The organism is Thermasporomyces composti, assembly GCF_003386795.1.
Taxonomy (GTDB): Bacteria; Actinomycetota; Actinomycetes; order Propionibacteriales; family Actinopolymorphaceae; genus Thermasporomyces; species Thermasporomyces composti.
Genome location: NZ_QTUC01000001.1, coordinates 3,897,548 through 3,920,151, shown reverse-complemented (window position 1 = coordinate 3,920,151; position 22,604 = coordinate 3,897,548). Strand labels below are relative to the sequence as shown.

The window sequence follows — 22,604 nt, the reverse complement described above, 5'->3', positions numbered from 1 at the left end:
CCCCTTCTGTTGCGTACTCGGTGGTCCAGCGGCCTCCTGGCGGACCGACACTCCTGGCTCGCCCTACTGGTAGGAGATGCCCTCGGCTTCCAACAAACCGGTGAACGCTCGCGTCGCCTTGGCGAACAGCTCAGGGCCGGAGAAGCCGCCGGCGTGTCCCGCGGTCGCCAGGTGGGGCTCCATCGAGAAGAAGCCGTCGAAGCCGTCGTCACGCAAGGCGCGGATGGTCTCCGGGATCTCACCGTCGCCCTCGCCCGCTGGGACGATGCGCCCGTCCGCCGCGACCGCGTCCTTGATCTGGAGGTACTCGATGTAGGGACGGAGGCTGGCGTACCCGTCGGTGAACGGAGCCACGTCACACAGCACGAAGTTCGCGGCGTCCCACACCAGCCGAAGGTTGTCGGAGCCAACCGACTCGACGATGTCGAGGCAGCGGGACGGGATGTCGCCGTAGATCTTCCGCTCGTTCTCGTGCGCGAGGACGACGTCGTGACCCCGGGCTCGCTCGGCCAATGCCGACATGCGACGCAGCACCTCATCGCGGTGCTTGGCCGGGTCGTCTCCCTCGGGGATCCAGAACGAGAAGAGCCGGATGTACGGCGCGCTCAGCTCCCGGGCGACCCACAGCGCTCGGTCGAAGCGTGCGAGGTGCTCGTCGAAGTCGTCGTGGATACCGACCTTCCCGATCGGCGAGCCGACAGCCGAGACGCTGATGCCGTAGCGCGCGAGGAGACGCTTGATCTCGGCGATCTGCTCATCGCTGAGGTCGAGAACGTTGGTGCCCCACGCGCTGCGGAACTCGACGTACCGGATGCCGAGCTCGTTCAACGTCTGGAACTGGATGTGGGGATCGGGGTCGATCTCGTCAGCGAATCCGGAGAGGGTCCACATCGGGGTGCTCGGCTCCTCATCTGCTCGCGCTGCCGGCGACCGGGTTCGGTCACCGCCTCTCGGCTGTGTCGTCACGTTGGTTCACCTGGCCGACGGATCGCCACTGGCCACCCCAGCCGGCTCGACCGGCCAGCCAGCTCGCGTGCCAGAGGCACAGATCCGGTGCTGGCCACTATGGCAACCGGTTGCCAAAGGTTGTCAAGGGGACGACACTGAGGCGTCCGACACCGGCTGCCGCCGCCACGACGCGTCGAGGCACGGGCACACCGGGTTGACGCACGCCGGGTCTCAACGCACCCGGACATCGAACGAAGGGAGGGCTCACGGAGTGGCCGCGCAGGAGCCGGACCGCGCCAACCGGTCCGCGAGGCGTGCCCGCGAGGGTCGTCCCGCGCGCGCTCCGACCATCCACGACGTCGCCGCGCGCTGCGCGGTCGCCGCCTCCACGGTGTCGCGGGCCTTCAGCCATCCCGAGCGCGTCAACGCGGCGACGCGGGAACGCATCCTGGCCACCGCGGCGGAGATGGGATACCGCCCGCATCCCCTCGCCCGCGCTCTCCCATCGGGTCAGACGCGCATGCTCGGCCTGCTCGTCCCGGACATCACCAACCCGTTCTTCCTCGGGCTGATCCGTGGCGCCCAGCGCGCGGCCGCCGCGGCCGGTTACACCATCGTCCTCGCCGACAGCGACGAGTGCGACGAGACGGAGCTGACCGCCCTCGACCGGCTGACCCGTGCGGTCGACGGTTTCGTCCTCGCCTCCTCCCGGCTGTCGGACGCGCGGTTGCGGGAGGCCGACAGCGCCGTTCCCCTCGTCGTCGTCAACCGACGCGTGCCTCCCGTGCCGAGCGTCCTCATCGACTCGGCGCCCGCCACCAAGCGAGCCGTCGAGCACCTGGCCTCCCTCGGACACACGCGATTCGCCTACCTGTCGGGCCCGCGCGCGTCGTGGTCGGACGCCCGACGCTGGCGAGCCCTGCAGTCCGTCGCCCGCCGGGGAGACTTGGACGTCGTGCGACTCGGCCCGCTGCCTCCGACGGTCGACGGTGGTGTCGCCGCCGCCGACGCCGTGCTGGCCGAGGGCGTGACCGCGGTGGTGGCGTTCAACGACTTGCTGGCGATCGGTGTCCTCCGCCGGCTGCGGGAGCTGGGCGTCTCCGTTCCGGGCGAGGTCAGCGTGCTCGGGTGTGACGACATCTTCGGCGCCGACTTCTGCGACCCTCCCCTGACCACCCTCGCGGCGCCCATCGAGCGGGCTGGACGAGCCGCAGTCGACCTCCTGCTCCGCAGACTCGACTCCGGCCCGTCCGGCGGGCGGCACCGCGACGTGGTCCTCCCGGCCACGCTGACCGTCCGCGACTCGACTGGTCCCGCACCCGTACGACGTCGAGATGAGAGGAGGAACGAGCCGACCCAGGTCACCGCCACGTCCTGACCTGCCGAGAGCCGCGTCCAGCAGTCGGCCAGCACAGCGACCCGATCCGATCCAAGCACCTCGCGGAGGAGCACGTGATCAAGCTCAGCTTCAGCACTCTGGGCTGCCCCCAGTACACCCTCGACCAGGTGATCTCGACCGCCACGAGGCACGGCTACGACGGGGTCGAGCTGCGGTTCCTGCGCGGTCAGGTCGCCTTGGAGACGCTGGAGGAGTTCAGCCCGTCGGGTATCCGCCGCACCCGCGAGCTGTTCGAACGCCATGGCGTCGCGGTGTCCTGTGTCGACACCAGCGTGCGGTTCACCTCACCGGATCCGGCGGAGCGGACCACGCAGCTGGAGCAGACCAAGACGTACGCGCGGATCGCCGCCGAGCTGGGCGCGCCGTACATCCGGCTCTTCGGTGGCGCCGTCCCGGAAGCCTCGCCGGAACGCGAAGAGACGACCCGGCGAATCGCCGAAGGTCTCGCCGAGGCGGCCGCCATCGCTGCCTCCGAAGGCGTCACGGCGGTGCTCGAAACCCACGACAGCTTCTGCACCGCGGCGCAGATCCGTGAGCTCTTCTCGTACGCGTCGAGCGATGACCTCGGCATCCTGTGGGACGTCCTGCACTCCTACCGCACTGGCGAGTCGTTCGAGGAGACGTGGCGCGGGTTGGGGCCGCGTATCCGGCACGTCCACCTCAAGGACGCGGACAACCTCTCCCCCACCTCGTTCCAGCCCCGGCTGGCCGGACAGGGCGCCGTGCCGCTCGGCGAGGTCGTCGACCTGCTCCGACGCGTCGACTACCAGGGCTATGTGAGCTTCGAGTGGGAGAAGGCCTGGCACCCCGAGATCGAGGAGCCTGAGGTGGCCATCCCACAGTTCGCGGACTACCTCCGGCCGCTTCTCAACCGACCGGCCAGCTGACAGCGAGACCGAGACCTGACGACTCGCGGTGGCGGCATCTCACCCGGCCGTCACGCCGGTCACGTCACCGCGAGACCGAGGACACGCACGACAGGAGAGCAATGAGCGAGATCGAGCTGCACCCCGACCGATTGCTGCCGACCGACCCACGGCAGCGGTCGATCGCCCGTCGGCTGTACGACGCGGTGGCCCGGCTGCCGATCATTTCGCCTCATGGCCACGTCGACCCCGGCATCTTGGCCCGGGACGAACCCTTCCCCGATCCGGCGAGCCTCTTCGTGGTCCCCGACCACTACGTCACCCGTCTCCTGCATGCTCACGGTGTTCCCCTGGACCGGTTGGGGGTCCCGCCCGGAAATCCCGTCACCCCCGTCGAGCCTCGCGAGATCTGGCGCACCCTGTGCGAGCACTGGTGGGCGTTCCGCGGCACCCCGTCGCGCTACTGGCTTGAGAGCGAGCTCGTCGAGGTGTTCGGCATCCGACTCCGTCCGAGCGCTGAGAACGCCGACAGGTTGTTCGACGAGTTGTCCGAACGCCTCGCCCGGCCGGAGTTCCGGCCACGCGCGCTGTACGAGCGGTTCGGCATCGAGGTGCTGGCGACCACGGACGACCCGGCCTCGGACCTCGCCGACCACAAGGCGCTCGCCGAGGATCCCACCTGGAAGGGTCGCGTCATCCCGACCTTCCGACCTGACGCCTACGTGGATCCCACCCGGCCAGACTGGCCCCGAGCCATCGAGCGACTGGGTGCGGTGAGCGACGTGGACACCACGTCGTATGCGGGCTACATCGAGGCGTTGGAGAAGCGCCGCGCGTACTTCAAGGCCCATGGCGCGACCGCCTCGGACCATGGGGCACCCGACGCCGGGAGCGAGCCGCTCACGCCCTCCGAGGCGAGCCGCATCTTCGCCGCCGCGTTGAAGGGAACCGCGACACCTGAGGAGGCGACGGCGTTCCGCCGCCACATGCTCACCGAGATGGCGCGGATGGCGTGCGACGACGGCCTGGTCATGCAGCTCCACCCCGCGGTCCTTCGGAACCACCACACGGCGACGTACGAACGGTTCGGTCCGGACGTGGGGTGCGACATCCCGACCGCCGCGGAGTACACCCGGGCGCTGCGCCCGCTGCTGGAGCGGTACGGCACCCACCCCAACTTCCGGATCGTGCTGTTCACCACCGACGAGGACGTCTTCTCGCGCGAGATCGCACCGTTGGCGGGCTTCTACCCCTCGGTCTTCGTCGGGGCGCCGTGGTGGTTCATCGACACGCCGGACGCGATCCTGCGCTTCCGCGCGGCGGTGACCGACACCGTGGGATTCCACAAGACCGCCGGCTTCGTCGACGACACCCGGGCGTACTGCTCGATCCCGGCGCGTCACGACATGGCCCGCCGTCTGGACTGCGCCTTCCTGGCGCGACTCGTCGCGGAGCACCGACTGCCTGAGGACGAGGCCATCGAGACCGCTCGTGACCTCGCCTACCACCTGCCCGCCTCGACCTTCAGGATCGCGTCATGAAGCCGTTGACGCGAGCGGCGGTCGCCGCCGATCCCGCTCCGATCCGCGCCGCCCACCTCGGACTCGGTGCGTTCTTTCGGGCGCACCAGGCGTGGTACACGCAGGCCGCCAACGCGGAATCGGACCAGCCGACCGGGATCGCCGCGTTCACCGGTCGACGACCGGACGCCGCCATCCCCTTGCGGAACCAGGACGGCCTCTACCACGTCCTGGTGCGCGACGCTGGCGGCGACCGGACCGAGCTCGTCACGTGCCTCGTCGGTGCGCACGACGGCGCGGACGCCGGGACGTGGCGGGCCACCCTCGCCTCCCCCGACGTCGGTGTCCTCACCCTGACCGTGACGGAAGCGGGATACCGCCGAGCGGCGGACGGCGGGCTCGACCTGGACGACCCGGACGTCGCCGCGGACGTCGCTCGGCTGCGGGCGGGCGACCCTCACGTCACCACAGCCCCAGGCCGCATCGTGAGTGGGCTCGTGGCGCGCCGGGCCGCCGACGCGGGGCCCCTCGCCGTCGTCCCCTGCGACAACCTGGTCGACAACGGGCCGACGGTGGCGCGTGTGGTCACCGACTTCGCCGCCGCCGTCGACCGCGACCTCGCGGACTGGATCGCGAGCTCGGTGTCGTTCGTGTCGACGACGATCGACCGGATCACACCGGCGACGACGGACGACGACAGGGCAGTGGTCGCGGAGCTGACCGGCTACGCCGACGCCGCGCCCGTGGTGACCGAGCCGTTCAGCGAGTGGGTGTTGGCGGGCGACTTCCCAGCTGGCCGCCCCGACTGGGAGCGCGCGGGGGCACGCCTCGTCACCGATGTGAAGCCGTTCGAGCAGCGCAAGCTGTGGTTGCTCAACGGAGCCCACTCCCTCCTGGCGTACGCCGCGCCGGCGCGTGGACACAGCACGGTGGCGGAGGCCGTGGCCGATCCGGTCTGTCGAGGCTGGGTCGAGGCATGGTGGGACGAGGCGACGCGGCACTTGCCCTTGGACGCCGCCGACGTCGCTCGCTACCGCGCCGAGCTCATGGAACGCTTCGCCAACCCCCGCATCCGGCACGCGCTCAACCAGATCGCGATGGACGGCTCACAGAAGCTGCCGATTCGCGTGGTGCCGGTCGTGGCGCGCGAACGGGCGAACGGGCTCCTTCCTGAGGGTGGGATCCGGGCGCTCTCCGGTTGGATCCGTCATCTCCGGGAGGGGACGGCGGTGCGGGACCCACGAGCCAGTGAGCTCACCGCGGCCGTGGACACGAGTCTGCCCACCGCGGTGCGTCGGGTGCTGCTCGCACTGGACGCCAATCTCGGAGAGGACGTCGAGCTCGTGCACGCCGTCACGGAGACGGCGCGAGAGCTCGGAGCCTGAAGGCGGAGGGACGACGAAGGGCGAGTTGTCACTTCGGCGTACAACACCCGTCACGAAAGGTAATATCCCAGCTACCTTCCGCTGGTGTTGCCCTGGTTCCCGGCGATGCCGTCGCAGTGTCTCAAGACAGCCAGGAGCTGGAAGTGACGTCCTCGCCCTTCGTCGTTCCACGACCGCACCAGCCACATGCCGCTGGCCAGGCTGACCGTGGCGTCGCGCGACCCGGTCGTCATCGCCTGCCGCAGTCTTCCGTGCGGCCGCCGCTGGCGGCCCTCGCCTCCGGCGGACGCGTGCTCGTCGCGGCGACGCGGCGGAGTCCTGTCCGTCTCGGCCGCGCGCTCACCCGGCTCGTGAGACGAGTGGCGGCGCTCAGAAGGTCGTCGTGAGGTCGAGCGCGCGCCCCGTGCGCGCTGACTCCGCGACCTTCAACATGATCTCCAGCGCGTGGCGGGCATGGTGCGCACTCAGCACGGGCTGCCGGTTCGACCGTACGCAGTCGACGAGGTGGTCGACCAAGACAGCGCGCTTCAGCTTGTCCAGCCACTCCTGCTGCCCGCGCAGCGTGGGCCACACCTCTGGGACGACCCATCCGTCGACACCAGGCAAGACGTCGGTGCGGTACACCTCGAGCGGCGCCTCGCCACCAGTGTGACCGTCGCGAATGTTGAGCGTGCCCTTCCGCCCGAAGATCTCGATCTTGGGGCTCTTCGCCGCGTGCACGTTGAAGGTCCCGTCCACCACCGCGAACGTGGCGCCGCCGAAGTCCAACATGAACAACGTGTTGTCGTCGGCGGTGACCTCCATCACCGTGCCCGCGAACGGACCGCCTCGGACGACGCGGGTCGGCTCGGTGATGCCCGAGAACGCCACGACTCGCCGGGCCGGGCCGAGCAGCGCGGTGATCTCGTGGATGCCGTAGACGCCCATGTCCAGCAGCGGACCCGACCCTCGCTGGTAGAACCAGGACGGGTCGGTGGGCCATCCCCACGCGCTACCACCGGGACCAGCGTGCGAGCTTCGGACCCGAGCGAACGCCACCTTGCCGATCGTGCCCTCGTCGATCAGACGCCGAGCCTCTTGGTAGGCGGGGAACAGCGCGTCGGGGGGAGCGCAGACGACCGTCAGCCCGCGTGCGGCAGCGGTTTCGACGATCGCGTCGGCGTCCTCCATCGACGTCGCGATCGGCTTCTCAGTCGCCAGGTGCTTGCCCGCCTCGAGGATGCGGCGACAGGTCTGGCCGTGCACCCCGATGGGCGTCAGGTTGACCACGGCCTGGATGTCCGCTCGCTCGAGCATGGCGTCCAGGGAGTCGTAGACCTCGGGGATGTCGAACTCCTGCGCCGCCTCCTTCGCCCGTTCGCTCACCGGGTCCGCGATCGCCACGACCGTCGCCTTGTCTCGTATCCAGTGCAGGTTGGGAAGGACGCCGTACGACGTCGTCGCGATCATGCCCGCGCCCAAGATGCCGATCCGTAGCGGCGCTTCGCTCTCCGCGGTGGCCTGCGCTGTCATGCCTTGCTCTCCACTCTCGGCTCTCCACTCTCGTGATCCGACGTGTGACCCAGGCCTCGCGATCCGGCCCGGGGGCCGGTCACCTCGTCCCCGGGGCACCCGCGACCCGGTGACCTCTCGTCCCGTCTGGTGCGGCTGGTGCAACCTTGTCACGCTCCGACGTAATTGTTAACGTCCCTGCCAGATACGGTCGACGATCGTCGGCGGCGATCCAGCCCGCCCTCGCGCTTGTCCGGACAGACGACGCACAAGGACGCCCACACCACCGCGGGCGTACGGCCACGACACAAGGAGGCCCCCATGGGCTCGACGCCCGTCCGAGTCGCGATGATCGGCTTCGATCACTGGTACACCGCCCTGCCTCTCGCGCGAGCTTTCGCCGAGCACCCCGAGATCGAGGTCGTCGGGATCGCCGACGCCGACCGGAACCGAGCGATGGACGTCCTCGCCAGGACAGGCCTCAACGCCCCCATCGCCACCGAGAAGGAGCTCCTCGAGGATCCGCGAGTCCAGGCGATCGCGGCCTTCGGCAGCTGTGAGAAGAACCCCGCCGTCTGCGTGACCGCGGCTGAGAACGGCAAGCACATCGTCTCGATCAAGCCGATGGCACGCACGCTCGACGAGGCGACCCAGATCCTGACCGCCGTCCGCCGTGCTGGTGTCCGGTTCCTGCCTGGCGAGTCGCGTCCACGCGCCTCGGCGTTCGCTCAGCAGGTGCGCCGCTGGCTCGACGAAGGACGGTTCGGTCGGATCCTCACCGCGAACTTCCAGACCCTCAGCGGGCTTCCACGCGCCTGGCCGGACGCCGACGACCCGGGCTGGTGGGTCGACCCCGAGCGGGCGCCCGGCGGCGGCTGGATCGACCACAGCATCTACCACATCGACCTGCTGCGCTGGCTCACCGGCGCCAGGGTCACCAAGGTCTTCGGAGTCAGCGGTAACCTGCGCCACTCGCTCGGCGTCGAGGACTACGGCCACGCCACGATCGAGTTCGACTCCGGACTCGTCGCCACGGTCGAGGACACCTGGACGGCGCCGGCTGGTGGGTCACGGCAGACGACGACGCTGCAGGGCAGCGACGGGGCGCTCTACCACGACACCCTCACGGGCAAGCTCGCCATCACCGACCCCGACTACGGCGGCTGGGTCCAGGTGGCGGCTCCGCCGAGCCACCCCTCCAGCGTGGACGACGTGATCGCAACGGTGCGGGGCGAGGGCGAGCCGTTGGCGAGCGTCGAGGACGCCTGGGAGAACCTCGCCATCTGCGAGGCGTTCTACCGCTCCTGCGCCGTGGGCAAGCCTGTGGAGCCGGCCCGACTACCCGCCTAACCGGGTCGCGAGCCATGCCTCACAACCCACAGCTGACGTGGTCCCCGGAGCGGCGTCCGGCTAGGCGAGAGAGTTGTGGGGCCGGACGGGATCGAACCGCCGACACTCGCGGTGTAAACGCGATGCTCTACCACTGAGCTACGGCCCCGGACCTCCAAGCCCTCCCAAACCAGCAGGGCTTCCGCAGGAGCTGAGGCGACAGGCTACCGGTACCCACGTCTCACGTGCGCAGCCGCTCCACCGCCTCGAGGTAGTCGTCGACATCACGGGCGTCGAAAATGTCGTTGACGACACTCCACCGCACGACGCCTGACCGGTCGATGACGAAGGTGCCGCGACGGGCGCAGCCCCGCTCCTCGTCGAAGACACCGTAGGACCGAGCCACCTCCCCATGCGGCCAGAAGTCGCTCACGAGCGGGAACGCCAGCCCCTCTTGATCGGCGAAGGCGCGGAGAGTGAACATCGAGTCACAGGAGACCGCCAGCACGCGCGCCTCCGCCACCTCGAACCTCGGCAACGCGCCCGCGAGAGCCCGCAGCTCTCCGGTGCAGACGCCAGTGAAGGCGAAAGGATAGAAGACCAACACGACCGTGCTGGCCGACCACACGTCCCGGAGGCGTACCTGCGTTCCGTGGTGGTCGGCGCGCACGAAGTCCGGCGCCTGCTCTCCCACACCCACGGGCGTGGCCCTGGACACGTCCCTGCGGCCTCTCACTGTCGCGGAGTCACCCTCGCGCTCGGCGTCGACGCACGCGACGTCAGCGCTGGCGGGCGCGTGGTGTCACCAACTTCGTCGCCAGCCAATCCGGCGCCACCGAAAGTGTCGTCGTGGTCGACAGACCGGCGGTCGGCGCGGCCTCACCGATCTCGCTGGCGTCGACGTAGCCAGGGCGACCGACCTTCGGCGTCAGCAGCCAGATCACACCACCATCAGTCAGGTCGGTCTTGGTGTCGACGAGCGCATCCACCAGGTCACCGTCGTCCTCGCGCCACCACAAGATGACCGCGTCGACGACGTCGTCGTAGTCCTCGTCGACCAGCTCGTTCCCGGTGTGTTCCTCGATCGACCGGCGCAGGTCCTCGTCGACGTCCTCGTCCCAGCCGAGCTCCTGCACCACCATGCCCGGCTGCAAACCAAGCCGCTCTGCCGGCCCGCCGGACTGGCCCTCGGCCTGGCCTGCGGTCGCACTCACGACGCCGTCCTCCTGTTCTCCCATCATGCTTTCGTGCTCGTCGGTCCCGTCTGGACCCTCCGCCACCGCCTGGCACCTCCGGCCCAGGACGGCTCCTCGCGTCTGTCCCGAGTACCCGTCCCCGGGAGATCCCCCGGGAGATGTGGTACCCCGGACGTCTCGATCCTTCCGCACCCGCGCCGCCGCGTCGGCCCGTCGAGGCACCCGGACCTCGCGGAACGCAGGTCAGACCTGGTCCTCCCACACATCCGCTGGATCACGCCATCTGCTGGCCCGTAGTTCAGCGTGCCGAGCGCGTCGAAGGCAAGTGCCCACGGAGTGTCGCACGCGCGCGTCGCGGCGATCGTGTCGCGGAGCCCTCGCCGCAGAGGGCGCTCCGCCGGGACAGCCGCTGCGAGACCGGTTCACCCAGGTCAACCCGACAGGAACGACAGCCGTACCTTCCGGTACGGATTGTCACGGTTCGTGTCGACCAGACACACCCGTTGCCACGTACCGAGCTCCAAGCGACCCCCGAGCACCGGAAGCGTGACGGACGGGCTGAGGAACGCAGGGAGCACGTGGTCGCGGCCATGCCCAGGCGAGCCGTGTCGATGGCGCCAGCCGGCGTCGGGCGGAAGGATGTCACGCAGGATGTCCAGGAGGTCCGCGTCACTCCCAGAACCAGTCTCGATCAAGGCCAAGCCGGCCGTGGCGTGCGGCACGAAGACGTGGAGAAGACCGTCCGCGCCCTCGGCAACCGTGGCGAGGAACGCCTCGCATTGGTCGGTCACATCGACGACCCGCTCCCGCTCACCGGTCGCGATGGTGAGGACCTCGCTTCGCATCTCCTCCTCCAACGTCCTCCAGCTCACCCCTCGGACTGGCTGTCACCCTCGGCCGCTCGCTCGAGTCCCCAGCGGCTGACGGGCGGGCGGCAGCGGGCGACCACATCCGGCCCCGCGAAGACTAGTGCGTTGTGGTCCCAGTGAGGCCGACGGCATAGGGTGGACTGCTACACCAGGTCACGGATCCGGATAGTCCGCCCGGTCCCGGCCAGTTCGCCAGAGGTCGTACGGTGGTCCCGCGTCGATCACCGGTCCGCGCCCACCGTCCTCCACCGCCCGTGGCTGGGAGCACCGGGGCTGACCTGCGGAGCCGACAGCCTGACGTGGCGCGTACCGGGACCGGCCATGACGACCTGGACACGTGGACCGGACCTGGAGACCTTGCAACCGACGTCGCGAGAGAGTATGGGGTCGAGACAGGCAGCATCTCGTGGGGACCACACCCCCACCCCCGAGAAAGGGATCGCCGTGGCTTCTGGAGCAGCGCGTAGGCCCATCATCACCGGTGGCCTTCCCACTCAGCTCCCCGACATCGATCCAGACGAGACCCGGGAATGGATCGAGTCCCTTGACGCCGTGCTCGACGAGCGCGGGCGGGAGCGTGCCCGCTACATCATGCTCCGGCTCCTGGAACGCGCTCGTGAGCATCAAGTGGGCGTGCCCTCCCTGCTGAGTACCGACTACATCAACACGATCCCGCCGGAGAAGGAGCCCTGGTTCCCCGGCGACGAGCACATCGAGCGCCGGATCCGCGCCTACATCCGGTGGAACGCCGCGATCATGGTGTCGCGAGCGAACCGGAAGGGCCTGGAGGTCGGCGGCCACATCTCCACGTACCAGTCCGCCGCCAGCCTGTACGAGGTCGGCTTCAACCACTTCTTCCGTGGCAAGGATCATCCCGGCGGCGGCGACCAGGTGTTCTTCCAAGGCCACGCCTCCCCGGGCATCTACGCCCGTGCCTTCCTCGAGGGACGTCTGACCGAGAAGCACCTCGACGCGTTCCGGCAGGAGGTGTCGCACGGTCGTGGGAACGGCTTGTCCAGCTATCCGCACCCCCGCCTGATGCCCCACTTCTGGGAGTTCCCCACGGTGTCGATGGGGCTCAGCGCGATCGAGGCCATCTACCAGGCGCGGTTCAACCGCTACCTGCACAACCGCGGCATCAAGGACACCTCGCAGCAGCGCGTGTGGGCGTTCCTTGGTGACGGCGAGATGGGCGAGCCGGAGTCGCTCGGCGCCATCGCCGTCGCCGCCCGCGAGGAGCTGGACAACCTCACGTTCGTCATCAACTGCAACCTGCAGCAGCTCGACGGGCCGGTCCGCGGCAACGGCAAGGTGATCCAGGAGCTGGAGTCGATCTTCCGCGGCGCCGGCTGGAACGTGATCAAGGTCATCTGGGGCAGGGACTGGGACCCGCTGCTCGCCCAGGACGTCGATGGCGTCCTCGTCAACAAGCTGAACACCACGCCGGACGGGCAGTTCCAGACCTTCTCCGTGGAGTCGGGTGCCTACATCCGGGAGAAGTTCTTCGGCACCGACCCTCGGCTGCGGGCCATGGTCGAGGGCATGACCGACGAGCAGCTGCGGCGGCTGTCGCGTGGCGGTCACGACTACCGCAAGGTCTACGCGGCGTTCAAGGCGGCGACGGAGCACGTCGGTCAGCCGACGGTCATCCTCGCCCACACCATCAAGGGCTGGACGATCGAGGCGCTGGAGGGTCGTAACGCGACCCACCAGATGAAGAAGCTCACGAAGGACGACATCAAGAAGTTCCGCGACCGGCTGTACCTCCCGATCTCCGACAAGGAGATCGACGAGAACGACCTGCCGCCCTACTACCACCCCGGTCCGGAGTCCGAAGAGATCCAGTACATGCTGGAGCGGCGGCGTGCGCTCGGCGGCCCGCTACCCGAGCGTCGAGTACGCCCGAAGATGCTCAAGCTGCCTGGCGACCCGGTCTACAGCGAGTTGCGGAAGGGGTCGGGCAAGCAGAAGGTCGCCACCACCATGGCGTTCGTCCGCCTGCTCAAGGACTTGATGCGCGACAAGGAGATCGGCGCGCGGTTCGTGCCGATCGCGCCGGACGAGTTCCGTACCTTCGGTATGGACTCGATGTTCCCGACGGCGAAGATCTACGACCCGCACGGCCAGCTCTACGAGAGCGTCGACCGCAAGCTGCTGCTGTCGTACAAGCAGTCGCCCCAGGGCCAGCTTCTGCACGAGGGCATCAGCGAAGCCGGCGCGATGGGCTCGGTGATCGCCGCGGGGACGTCCTACGCCACTCACGGCGAGCCGATGATCCCGGTCTACATCTTCTACTCGATGTTCGGCTTCCAGCGCACCGGCGACCTCATGTGGGCCTTCGCTGACCAGCTCGGTCGCGGCTTCCTCATCGGCGCCACCGCGGGCCGGACCACCCTGACCGGCGAGGGGCTCCAGCACGCTGACGGGCACTCGCACCTCCTCGCGGCCGCCAACCCGGCGTGCGTGGCGTACGACCCGGCCTTCGCCTACGAGATCTCCTACATCGTCAAGGACGGCTTGCGGAGGATGTACGGCTCGTCGGAGGAGCACCCTCACGGCGAGGACGTCTTCTACTACATCACCGTCTACAACGAGCCGCAGGTCCAGCCGCCCGAGCCGGAGAACCTCGACGTCGAAGGCCTGTTGCGTGGCCTCTACCTGTACGCGCCGTACCCGCACCCCACCGAACGTCGCACGCCACGTGCGCAGGTGCTCGCCTCCGGTGTGGCGATGTCGGCGGCGCTCGAGGCGCAGCGGCTGCTGTCGGACGAGTGGGGCGTCGCCGCCGACGTCTGGTCGGTCACGTCGTGGAACGAGCTGCGCCGCGAAGCGGTCGAGTGCGAGAAGTGGAACCTGCTGAACCCCGAGGGCCCGGCGCGCATCCCCTACGTCTCGACCAAGCTCGAGAGCGCCCCAGGCCCGTTCGTGGCGGTCAGTGACTGGATGCGGGCGGTTCCGGACCAGATCGCCAAGTGGGTGCCCGGTGAGTTCGTCTCGCTGGGGACGGACGGCTTCGGCTTCGCCGACACCCGCCCGGCCGCCCGACGGTTCTTCAACGTCGATGCCGAGTCGGTGGTCGTGGCCACGCTGGCCGCACTCGCACGGCGTGGCGAGGTGAAGCCGTCGACGGTGAAGGAAGCGGCCGAGCGCTACGCCATCGACGACCCGACCGCTGTCCGACACATCGCCCAGGAGGGGGCGGACGCCTAGCGACGGCACCGCCAGCAGGCGACACGCCTCCGGCGAACGCAAGGAGCGCCCGGCCCAGCGCCGGGCGCTCCTTTGTCGTGCTCGGTCTTGTCGTGCTCGGCTCGCGACGGAGGTCCTGCGTTCGCGCTACTCGCCCTTCTGCGCGGCGGCTCCGCCGGTGGTCGCACCGTCGGCAGGGTTCGCCAGGGAGGTGGTGGACACCGAGCCGTTCATGGTCTGCGGGCTTGCCTCCTGCATGGCGTTGAGCAGGGTGCGAGCGAGCCCGAGACCGGTGCCGCCCATGGTCAAGGTCTTGGCGAGCAGGTCGGACAAGCCGTCCGCGCCGTTGAGGACGATCATGCGGTCGACGTTGCCCAGAGCCTGCGCGCCGGCGCGAACGATCTCGGGCCACTTCTCGGCGAGCTGTTGCGCGACCACGGCCTCCTGGTTCTCGGCCAGAGCCGCGGACCGCGCCTTGATCGCCTCCGCCTCGGCCAGACCCTGGGCTCGTTGCGCCTCGGCCTCGGCGAGACCACGCGCCCGCGCGGCCGCCGCCTCCGCCTCACCCGTCGCGCGGGTGGCGTGACCCTGCGCCTCACCGCGCATGCGGGTAGCCTCCGCCTCCGCGCGGGCGGCCGTCGTGACCGCCGTCGCCTCCGCCCGCGCCTTCAGCTCGGTCTCCTTCGCGGCCGCCTCCGCCGCCGAGATCCGAGCGTCACGCTCGGCCTCGGCGAGCGTGCGTGTCTCGTACGCGCGCGCGTCGGCCGGCTTCCGCACCTCCGACTGCAGCTTCTGCTCGGCGAGCTGCGCGGCGAGCTCCGCCGCCTCGGTCTCGGCGCGGATGACGTCCTGCTTGGCCGACGCCTCGGCGAGCGGACCGGCCTGGCGGGCCCGCGCGGCCGCCCGGTCGATCTCGGCTTGGTACTCGGCCTGCTTGATCTTGCTGTCGCGGACCGCGGCGGCCTTCTCCGCCTCAGCCTCCTGCTCCGCCCGAGTGGCCTCCTGGTCACGCTGGGCCTCGGCGATCCGCGCCTGCGCCGCGACGGCGGCGGCGTGGGGCTTCCCGAGGTTGGCGATGTAGCCGACGGTGTCGTCGATCTCCTGGATCTGCAGGGAGTCGACGACCAGTCCGAGCTTGCTCATCTCGTCAGCGGACGAGCTGCGGATCTCGGAGGCGAGGCGCTCACGGTTGAGAATGAGGTCCTCGACGGTCAGGTTGCCGATGATGGACCGCAGGTGACCCGCGAACAGCTCGTGGATCTTCTCGTCCATCGTGTCCTGCTGGTCGAGGAAACGCCGGGCGGCGTTCGCGATCGACGCGAAGTCGTCACCCACCTTGTAGATCACCACGCCACGCACATGGACGGGGATGCCCTGCTTGGTGACGCAGCCAACCTCGAGGGTCGCGGCGCGTGAGTCGAGGAGCAACCGGCGGGCGGTCTGGAAGCCCGGGATGACGAGCTTCCCCTTCCCGGTCACGATCTTGAAGCCGAGGCTCTCGGCGGTGTCGGCGTTCTGACCACGGGCACCAAGCCCTGAGATGATCAGCGCCTCGTTAGGCTCGGCCACCTTCCATATCGCGCGGAACGCGAGGATCACGATCACGACAACGGCGACCGCGATGAGCGCGATGGAGTACCACGGCACTCCGAACAACATGGTCGTCACGACTCCCCTCGAGACGTTCGTCAGCCCTCTGAGAGCCACAGGGTGGGCCGGCCAAGCCTATGGCGAATTGATCACCCGAGGGAACGTCGTGGACGCGGGCTGTGGATAGCGCGCCCTACCGAGGTGACGGTGGCCGCGGGAGCGCTGTGCGAGACATCGGGAAGTCGGCCGGGCTCACACCGCGGCCGCGACGTAGACGGTGCGCGGGGCGTGGTACTCGACGATGACGACCTGCGAGCCGATGGGGAAGCGCTCGCCCGGAACACTCGCGTAGGCGTAGAACGCTTCGACTCCACCGCGGACCGGCACCATCACCTCACCGACCAGGCCCGGGCCGATCTCGCCGGTAACCCTCCCCTGCTTTCCGACCATCGTTCCCCTTTCCCGATCTGGGCTGATCTTAGGCCGACGCCAACCGGGCGAGAAGATCGGTGGCCGGAAGGGTGTTGAGGACGCGGTCGGCGGTCACACCGCACTCCTCCGCCCGCGCGCATCCGTAGGGCTGCCAGTCGAGCTGACCGGGAGCGTGAGCGTCGGTATCGATCGTGAACACGCACCCGTGCTCGACTGCCCGCCGCAGCAAACGCCGGGGCGGGTCCAGACGTTCCGGCCGGCAGTTGATCTCCACCGCGACACCGAAGCGCCGGCAGGCATCGAAGACCGCGTCGGCGTCGAAGACCGACTCCGGCCGGGTGCCACGGTCGCCGGTGACGAGCCGCCCAGTGCAGTGGCCGAGGATGTCGACGGCCGGGTTGGCGATCGCCGCCACCATGCGGGCTGTCATCTCGTCCCGCGGCATCCGCAGGTGGGAGTGCACGCTCGCGACCACCACGTCCAGCTCGGCCAGCAGCTCGGGGTCCTGGTCGAGGGAGCCGTCCTCCAGGATGTCGCACTCGATGCCGGTGAGGATGCGGAACGGCGCCAGCTCCTCGTTCAGGGTCCGCACGACCTCCAGCTGCTCCCGCAGCCGCTCGGCCGACAGGCCGCGCGCGACCCGCAGGCGAGGCGAGTGGTCGGTCAAGGCGATGTACTCGTGGCCGAGCTCGCGGGCGGCCTCGGCCATCTCTCGGATCGGGCTACCGCCGTCGGACCAGTCCGAATGGGTGTGCAGATCACCCCGGAGCGCCCGGCGCAACGTCGTCCCACCCTCGACGAGCGGCGTCGCGGCCTCCTCCTCGAGCTTGACGAGGTAGCTTGCCCGCTCACCGGCGAGTGCCTCGGCCACGACCTTGGCGGAGACCGGGCCCACGCCCGGCAGCTGGGTGAGGGTACCCGTCTCGAGGCGACGCTCGAGCTCACCCGGGGGGAGCGCCTCGAGTGTCCAGGCCGCCTTGCGGAACGCCCGGACACGGTGAGTCTGGGCACGAGTGCGTTCGAGAAGGAACGCGATGCGCTTGAGCTGGTCCACAGGCCGCATGGGCCCATCCTCCCCGCGTGCGGCGACTGGCTCGCGGGCTGACGGCACTGAGCTGACGGTACTCGACTGACGACGCTGGGCTGACCTCCGCGCGCAGCCTTTGTCTGAACATCACAACGGTCGAGCCGAGATCTCCTGGCCGTTCCCGCTCGACACTGTGTGGCTGCCACAACTTTCGGCGCACGGCGTGGGAAACTGCACACGTGCCCACACTGAACCGAGCCGAGACCGCTGACCGACTGGAACGCGCCAGCGGGGTGCTGGCCTCCGCCACGATCGAGCGGATGCGGGAGCGCCTGTCGTGGTTTCGGGACATGAACCCACAGGACCGCTCCTGGATCGGCCTGGTCGCGCAGACGTTCTTCGCTGCGTTCGTCGCGTGGTTTCGCGACCCTGGCGTCGGGCCGGTGTTCACCACCGACGTCCTCGGCACGGCACCTCGTGAGCTCACGCGCAAGGTGACCCTGCAGCAGACCGTCGAGATGATCCGCACCGGCATCGAGGTCGTCGAGGAGCGCATCGAGGACATCGTCCCGGCCGAGGACGTGCCCAGCGTGCGAGAGGCCGTCCTGCTCTACTCCCGAGAGATCGCGTTCGGAGCCGCGGAGGTCTACGCCAGGGCGGCCGAGATGCGCGGCGCCTGGGACGCCCGGCTGGAGGCGCTCATCGTGGACGGCATCGTGCGCGGCGACCCCGACGAGGCGGTGCGCTCCCGGGCGGCCGCCCTGGGCTGGCCCGAGTCGAACCAGGTGCTCGTGGTGGTCGGCCGGACCCCGGAGGGTGACGTCGAGGCGGGGGTCGAGCTGATCCGTCGAGACGCCCGCCACGCCAGCCTCGACGTGCTCACTGGCGTCCAAGGCGACCGACTCATCGTCATGCTCGGCGGCGTCAAGGACTCCCACAAGGCAGCGGCGAGGTTCGCCGCGCACTTCGGGCCGGGGCCTGTCGTCCACAGCGCGGTCGTCCCCGACCTCCTCGCCGCGTCCGAGGCCGCCCGGGCCGCCATCGCAGGCTTCCGCGCGGCGCCCGCGTGGCTCGACGCCCCACGCCCGGTCTCGGCGGAGGAGCTGCTACCCGAGCGAGTGCTCGCCGGAGACGACGGCGCTCGACAGCAGCTCATCACCGACGTCTACACCCCGCTGGCACAGGCCGGGCCGGTGCTGTTGGAGACGCTGGCGGCGTTCTTCGAGAACGGCGCCTCGATCGAGGCGACCGCGCGCATGTTGTTCGTCCACGCGAACACCGTGCGGTACCGGCTGCGTCGGATCACCGAGCTCACCGGCTACGCGCCGTCCAACCCCCGGCACGCCTACACGCTCCGTATCGCGCTCACACTCGGTCGTCTCCACGCGGTCGACACGCCCGACACGCGGTGACTTTGTGGGGATCCTACGAAGATCCGCGCTGAACTTTCGTCTCGACGGTTCGCACACTCGAGACTGTTCAGCGGTCATGGTGGGTTCGTGCTCGTCATCGTGGCGCCCGGCCAAGGGGCGCAAACGCCAGGATTCCTGACTCCGTGGCTTGAGGACCCGGTGTTCGAGGACCGCATGCACTGGTTGTCAGCGGTCTGCGACATCGACCTCATCCACTACGGCACACAGGCCGACGCGGAGACGATTCGTGACACCGCGATCGCGCAACCACTGCTCGTCGCCTCCGGCCTGGTCGCCGCGCTGGCCTTGTTCCCGCAACCCGCCGACGCGTTCCGGGTCATCGACCTGGCCGCCGGCCACAGTGTCGGTGAGATCACCGCGGCCGCCGGTGTGGGGGTGATCACCGCCGAGCAGGCAATGGTCTTCGTGCGTGAGCGAGGCAAGGCGATGGCGCGCGCGGCCGCCAAGACGCCGACCGGCATGTCGGCCGTCCTCGGCGGCGACCCGGATGAGGTCCTCGCCGCGATCGAAGCCCACGGCCTCATCGCCGCCAACAACAACGGCCCTGGGCAGGTCGTGGCCGCCGGCAAGATCGAGGACCTCGAGCGGTTGGCCAAGAACCCACCGCCGAAGACCCGCGTGGTGCCGCTGCAGGTGGCCGGCGCGTTCCACACGCACCACGTCGCCCACGCCGTCGAGCTGCTGGGTCGCTACGCCCGGGCGATCACCACGCACGACCCGCGGACCAGGCTGCTGTCCAACCGGGACGGACACGTCGTCCACAACGGCCGTGAGGTCCTCGAGCGGATCGTCACCCAGGTGAGTTCGCCGGTGCGCTGGGACCTGTGCATGCAGACCATGCAGGACCTTGGGGTCACCGGCATGCTCGAGGTCCCGCCCGCTGGCACTCTCACCGGCATCGCGAAGCGGGCCATGCCCGGGGTCGAGACCTTCGCCCTCAAGACACCCGACCAGCTCGACGACGCCCGAGCGTTCGTCGAGAAGCACGGTGAGGGGAGCGGTCCGCTCGACGGCAACCCCACCTGGCGCTTGCTGGTCTCGCCGATGAAGGGCTTCTTCAGCTGCCCGGATCGGCAGCCGGTGGGGGCCACGCTCGAGCCGGGGGCGGTGGTCGGCAAGGTCACGAGCCTGCGTGACGAACAGCCCGTGGTGGCTCCGCACGGCGGGACCATTGTGGAGTGGCTGGTCGAGGACGGCGACCCGCTCTCCCCCGGCCAGCCGATCGTCCGGCTCCATCCGGTGGTGAGCGGTTCGTGAGCACAGCAATTCGTCCCTCCGGCGGCGCACCACACGCCCGCATCCTCGGTGTCGGCGGTTACCGTCCGTCGAAGGTGGTGACGAACGCCGAGATCTGCGAGCGGATCGACTCCTCCGACGAATGGATCCGGACCCGCTCGGGAATCATCAGCCGACGGTGGGCCACCTCTGAGGAGACGATCGCCTCGATGTCGGTCGCGGCCGGCGGGAAGGCGATCGCGGCCGCCGGCATCCAACCTGACCAGGTTGAATGTGTGATCGTCGCCACGGTCACCCACCTCGCGCAGACTCCGGCGGTCGCGACGACCATCGCCGCGGAGCTCGGCACCAACGGCGCGGCGGCGATGGACATCTCGGCGGCGTGCGCGGGCTTCTGCTACGGCATCGAGCTCGCCCAGGCGATGGTGCGGGTCGGCTCCGCGAGGTACGTACTCGTCATCGGAGTCGAGCGACTCACCGACCTGACCGACCATCACGACCGGACGACTGCCTTCCTGTTCGGCGACGGTGCCGGCGCGGCGGTCGTGGGTCCCTCCGAGGAGCCCGGCATCGGACCCGTGGTGTGGGGATCCGACGGCAGTGCGGCCGAGCTCATCCGCCAGACGCGCACCTGGGACCAGGCGCTCGCCGACGGCGAGTTCCCGTACCTGACGATGCAGGGCAACCAGGTCTTCCGGTGGGCGTCGTACGAGATGGCCAAGGTCGCCCAGGAAGCGCTCGACCGGGCAGGTGTCACGGTCGACGACCTCGACGCCTTCATCCCCCACCAAGCGAACATGCGGATCACCGACGCCATGGCCAAGGCGTTGCGCCTGCCGGACCACGTGGTGATCGCTCGCGACATCGCCGAGCAAGGCAACACCTCCGCCGCCTCGATCCCGTTGGCCATGGAGCGCATGCTCGCGGCCGGCGAGATCAAGAGCGGGGACACCGCCCTGATCATCGGCTTCGGCGCCGGCCTGGTCCACGCCGCCCAGGTCGTGCGCATCCCCTGACCGACCACCCACCGCCTCGAAGCACGGGGCGGGATCCATCGCTAACGAGAAGGAGCACGAACGCATGGCTAGCACCGAGGAGATCCGCGCGGGACTCGCGGAGATCGTCCACGAGGTCGCGGGTATTCCGCCGGAGGACATCCAGCTCGACAAGTCCTTCACCGACGACCTGGACGTCGACTCCCTGTCGATGGTGGAGGTCGTCGTCGCCGCCGAGGAGAAGTTCGGCGTCAAGATCCCCGACGACGAGGTGAAGAACCTCAAGACGGTCGGCGACGCCATCGCCTACATCGAGCGAGCGCAGGCGGGAGTCTGACAGGCGCACGGGACCGCCGGGTGGGCGTCCCCTTCCCGACACGACTCACCCGGCATCCGTGTCCGCTGGGATACCCGCGAGCGAGCGTGCACCACGAACGATGAGGAGAACCCGATGAGCACCAAAGTTGTCGTCACGGGGCTGGGCGCCACCACCCCGCTCGGCGGCGACGTCGCCTCCACGTGGGAAGGCCTGCTGTCCGGACGTTCGGGCGCACAGGCGTTGACCGGCGAGGAGTACGCCAACCTGCCGTCCCGGATCGCCGCACCCGCAGCCGTGGACCCCACCGAGGTGCTGTCTCGGGTGGAGGCCCGCAAGCTCGACCGCTTCGAGCAGTTCGCTCTCGTCGCGGCCAGGGAGGCCTTGAAGGACTCCGGCCTGGCGAAAGGCGACGTTCCCGGTGAACGCCTCGCCGTCTCCATCGCGTCGGGGATCGGTGGCCTCATCAGCCTGCTCAACGTCTACGACGTCCTGCGGCAGAAGGGGCCCCGCCATGTCACCCCGTTCACCATCCCCATGATCATGCCGAACGGCGCGGCCGCCTGGGTCGGGCTCGAGATCGGGGCGAAGGCGAGCGTCCAGACCCCGGTTGCGGCGTGCGCGTCCGGCAATGAGGCGATCCGGCATGGGTTCGACCTCATCCGCACGGGCAAGGCCGACGTCGCCGTCGTCGGCGGCGCCGAGGCTGTCATCCACCCGCTGCCTTTGGCGGCGTTCGGCGCGATGACCGCCCTCTCTCGCCGCAACGACGAGCCGCAGCGGGCGTCTCGGCCGTTCGACAAGGCCCGAGACGGCTTCCTGCTCGGCGAGGGGGCCGCCGTCATGGTGCTGGAGTCGCTCGAGCACGCCCAGCGGCGAGGCGCCCGCATCTACGCGGAGGTCGCCGGGACAGGCGCCTCCGCCGACGGCCACCACATCGTGCAACCCGACCCGACGGGGAGCGGCAACGCGGCCGCGATGCGGGAGGCGCTCGAGAACGCCGGCATCGCACCGGAGGAGCTCACCCACATCAACGCGCACGCCACCTCGACCCCCGCGGGTGACGTGGCCGAGGCGGTGGGAATCAGGAGTGTGCTCGGTGCCGCGGCGGACAACGTGGTGGTGACCGCGCCCAAGGGCGCGCTGGGGCATCTCCTCGGCGCGGCCGGGGTCGCAGAGTCGGTCGCGACCGTCCTCACCCTCTACCACCGGGTCGTGCCACCCACGGCCAACCTCGAGGACCTCGACGACGAGATCCAACTCGACATCCCCACCGAGCCTCGCAAGCTCCCGGACGGCCCGCTGACCGCGCTGAATAACTCGTTCGGCTTCGGCGGCCACAACCTCGTCATCGCCTTCCGAACGGTTTGAGCGGGAACCACC

Annotated in this window: 20 protein-coding genes and 1 tRNA gene; 11 read left to right on the top strand and 10 right to left on the bottom strand. The window is 69.6% G+C overall.

All coding sequences use genetic code 11. From position 1 onward, the window contains the following. Positions 1-63 precede the first annotated feature (63 nt). Positions 64-891 carry a sugar phosphate isomerase/epimerase family protein gene (locus DFJ64_RS17030; RefSeq protein ID WP_115851341.1) on the bottom strand — a complete coding sequence of 276 codons (828 nt, stop codon included), beginning with the start codon at positions 889-891 and terminating at the stop codon, positions 64-66. Positions 892-1,219: 328 nt separating this feature from the next. Here DFJ64_RS17030 and DFJ64_RS17025 point away from each other — a divergent pair, with 328 nt between their 5' ends. The 4 genes from DFJ64_RS17025 (at position 1,220) to DFJ64_RS17010 (ending at position 6,118) form a co-directional block, all read left to right on the top strand. Further along, a complete protein-coding gene (locus DFJ64_RS17025) occupies positions 1,220-2,326 on the top strand; it encodes a LacI family DNA-binding transcriptional regulator (RefSeq protein ID WP_245941192.1) in 1,107 nt (368 codons plus the stop codon). 74 nt (positions 2,327-2,400) lie between these two features. Continuing rightward, complete coding sequence (locus DFJ64_RS17020; RefSeq protein WP_170152654.1) at positions 2,401-3,234, top strand: sugar phosphate isomerase/epimerase family protein; 834 nt, start codon at positions 2,401-2,403, stop codon at positions 3,232-3,234. A 101-nt stretch (positions 3,235-3,335) separates the two neighbouring features. Then, on the top strand, positions 3,336-4,754 hold the full coding sequence (gene uxaC, locus DFJ64_RS17015; RefSeq protein ID WP_115851339.1) for a glucuronate isomerase: 1,419 nt from the start codon (positions 3,336-3,338) through the stop codon (positions 4,752-4,754). Next, positions 4,751-6,118: a mannitol dehydrogenase family protein gene (locus tag DFJ64_RS17010; RefSeq protein WP_115851338.1), complete on the top strand. Its 1,368-nt coding sequence runs from the start codon at positions 4,751-4,753 to the stop codon at positions 6,116-6,118. The genes uxaC and DFJ64_RS17010 overlap by 4 nt, the downstream gene beginning before the upstream one ends. A gap of 71 nt (positions 6,119-6,189) precedes the next feature. On the opposite strand, the gene DFJ64_RS19565 is transcribed toward DFJ64_RS17010, so the two are convergent. Continuing rightward, entirely contained in the window at positions 6,190-6,351 is a 162-nt protein-coding gene (locus tag DFJ64_RS19565) for a hypothetical protein (protein ID WP_170152653.1), read from the bottom strand. A gap of 136 nt (positions 6,352-6,487) precedes the next feature. After that, entirely contained in the window at positions 6,488-7,630 is a 1,143-nt protein-coding gene (locus tag DFJ64_RS17005; protein ID WP_115851337.1) for a Gfo/Idh/MocA family protein, read from the bottom strand. 300 nt (positions 7,631-7,930) lie between these two features. Between DFJ64_RS17005 and DFJ64_RS17000 the strand changes: the two genes are divergently transcribed. Further along, positions 7,931-8,959: a Gfo/Idh/MocA family protein gene (locus DFJ64_RS17000; protein WP_115851336.1), complete on the top strand. Its 1,029-nt coding sequence runs from the start codon at positions 7,931-7,933 to the stop codon at positions 8,957-8,959. A gap of 76 nt (positions 8,960-9,035) precedes the next feature. On the opposite strand, the gene DFJ64_RS16995 is transcribed toward DFJ64_RS17000, so the two are convergent. From DFJ64_RS16995 to DFJ64_RS16980, 4 genes are all read right to left on the bottom strand, one after another. After that, positions 9,036-9,107 (bottom strand) — tRNA-Val (locus DFJ64_RS16995). Between the two features lie 72 nt (positions 9,108-9,179). Next, a complete protein-coding gene (locus tag DFJ64_RS16990) occupies positions 9,180-9,632 on the bottom strand; it encodes a peroxiredoxin (RefSeq protein ID WP_245941191.1) in 453 nt (150 codons plus the stop codon). A gap of 85 nt (positions 9,633-9,717) precedes the next feature. After that, the gene (locus DFJ64_RS16985; RefSeq protein WP_115852190.1) at positions 9,718-10,152 is read right to left on the bottom strand and encodes a DUF3052 domain-containing protein; all 435 of its coding nucleotides are present in this window, start codon (positions 10,150-10,152) and stop codon (positions 9,718-9,720) included. 413 nt (positions 10,153-10,565) lie between these two features. After that, positions 10,566-10,979 carry a secondary thiamine-phosphate synthase enzyme YjbQ gene (locus DFJ64_RS16980; RefSeq protein WP_115852189.1) on the bottom strand — a complete coding sequence of 138 codons (414 nt, stop codon included), beginning with the start codon at positions 10,977-10,979 and terminating at the stop codon, positions 10,566-10,568. Between the two features lie 468 nt (positions 10,980-11,447). Between DFJ64_RS16980 and aceE the strand changes: the two genes are divergently transcribed. Beyond that, positions 11,448-14,213, top strand: coding sequence for a pyruvate dehydrogenase (acetyl-transferring), homodimeric type (aceE, locus tag DFJ64_RS16975; RefSeq protein WP_115851334.1), 2,766 nt, complete (start codon positions 11,448-11,450; stop codon positions 14,211-14,213). A gap of 126 nt (positions 14,214-14,339) precedes the next feature. Here aceE and DFJ64_RS16970 read toward each other — a convergent pair whose 3' ends face one another. The 3 genes from DFJ64_RS16970 to DFJ64_RS16960 form a co-directional block, all read right to left on the bottom strand. Beyond that, positions 14,340-15,851, bottom strand: coding sequence for an SPFH domain-containing protein (locus DFJ64_RS16970; protein WP_115852188.1), 1,512 nt, complete (start codon positions 15,849-15,851; stop codon positions 14,340-14,342). Positions 15,852-16,034: 183 nt separating this feature from the next. Continuing rightward, positions 16,035-16,232: a hypothetical protein gene (locus tag DFJ64_RS16965; RefSeq protein WP_115851333.1), complete on the bottom strand. Its 198-nt coding sequence runs from the start codon at positions 16,230-16,232 to the stop codon at positions 16,035-16,037. A 28-nt stretch (positions 16,233-16,260) separates the two neighbouring features. After that, positions 16,261-17,277 (bottom strand): PHP domain-containing protein, encoded by a 1,017-nt coding sequence (locus tag DFJ64_RS16960; protein ID WP_115851332.1) that lies wholly within the window; start codon positions 17,275-17,277, stop codon positions 16,261-16,263. A gap of 203 nt (positions 17,278-17,480) precedes the next feature. On the opposite strand from DFJ64_RS16960, the gene DFJ64_RS16955 reads away from it, so the two are divergent. The 5 genes from DFJ64_RS16955 (at position 17,481) to DFJ64_RS16935 (ending at position 22,592) form a co-directional block, all read left to right on the top strand. After that, positions 17,481-18,653, top strand: a complete 1,173-nt coding sequence (locus tag DFJ64_RS16955; protein ID WP_245941190.1) for a PucR family transcriptional regulator — start codon at positions 17,481-17,483, stop codon at positions 18,651-18,653. Between the two features lie 87 nt (positions 18,654-18,740). Continuing rightward, entirely contained in the window at positions 18,741-19,931 is a 1,191-nt protein-coding gene (locus tag DFJ64_RS16950; RefSeq protein ID WP_115851331.1) for an acyltransferase domain-containing protein, read from the top strand. Then, a complete protein-coding gene (locus tag DFJ64_RS16945) occupies positions 19,928-20,926 on the top strand; it encodes a beta-ketoacyl-ACP synthase III (protein WP_115851330.1) in 999 nt (332 codons plus the stop codon). Before DFJ64_RS16950 ends, DFJ64_RS16945 begins: the two co-directional genes overlap by 4 nt. Positions 20,927-20,990: 64 nt before the next feature. After that, positions 20,991-21,242, top strand: a complete 252-nt coding sequence (locus tag DFJ64_RS16940; RefSeq protein ID WP_115851329.1) for an acyl carrier protein — start codon at positions 20,991-20,993, stop codon at positions 21,240-21,242. 114 nt (positions 21,243-21,356) lie between these two features. Further along, complete coding sequence (locus DFJ64_RS16935; RefSeq protein WP_115851328.1) at positions 21,357-22,592, top strand: beta-ketoacyl-[acyl-carrier-protein] synthase family protein; 1,236 nt, start codon at positions 21,357-21,359, stop codon at positions 22,590-22,592. Positions 22,593-22,604 lie beyond the last annotated feature (12 nt).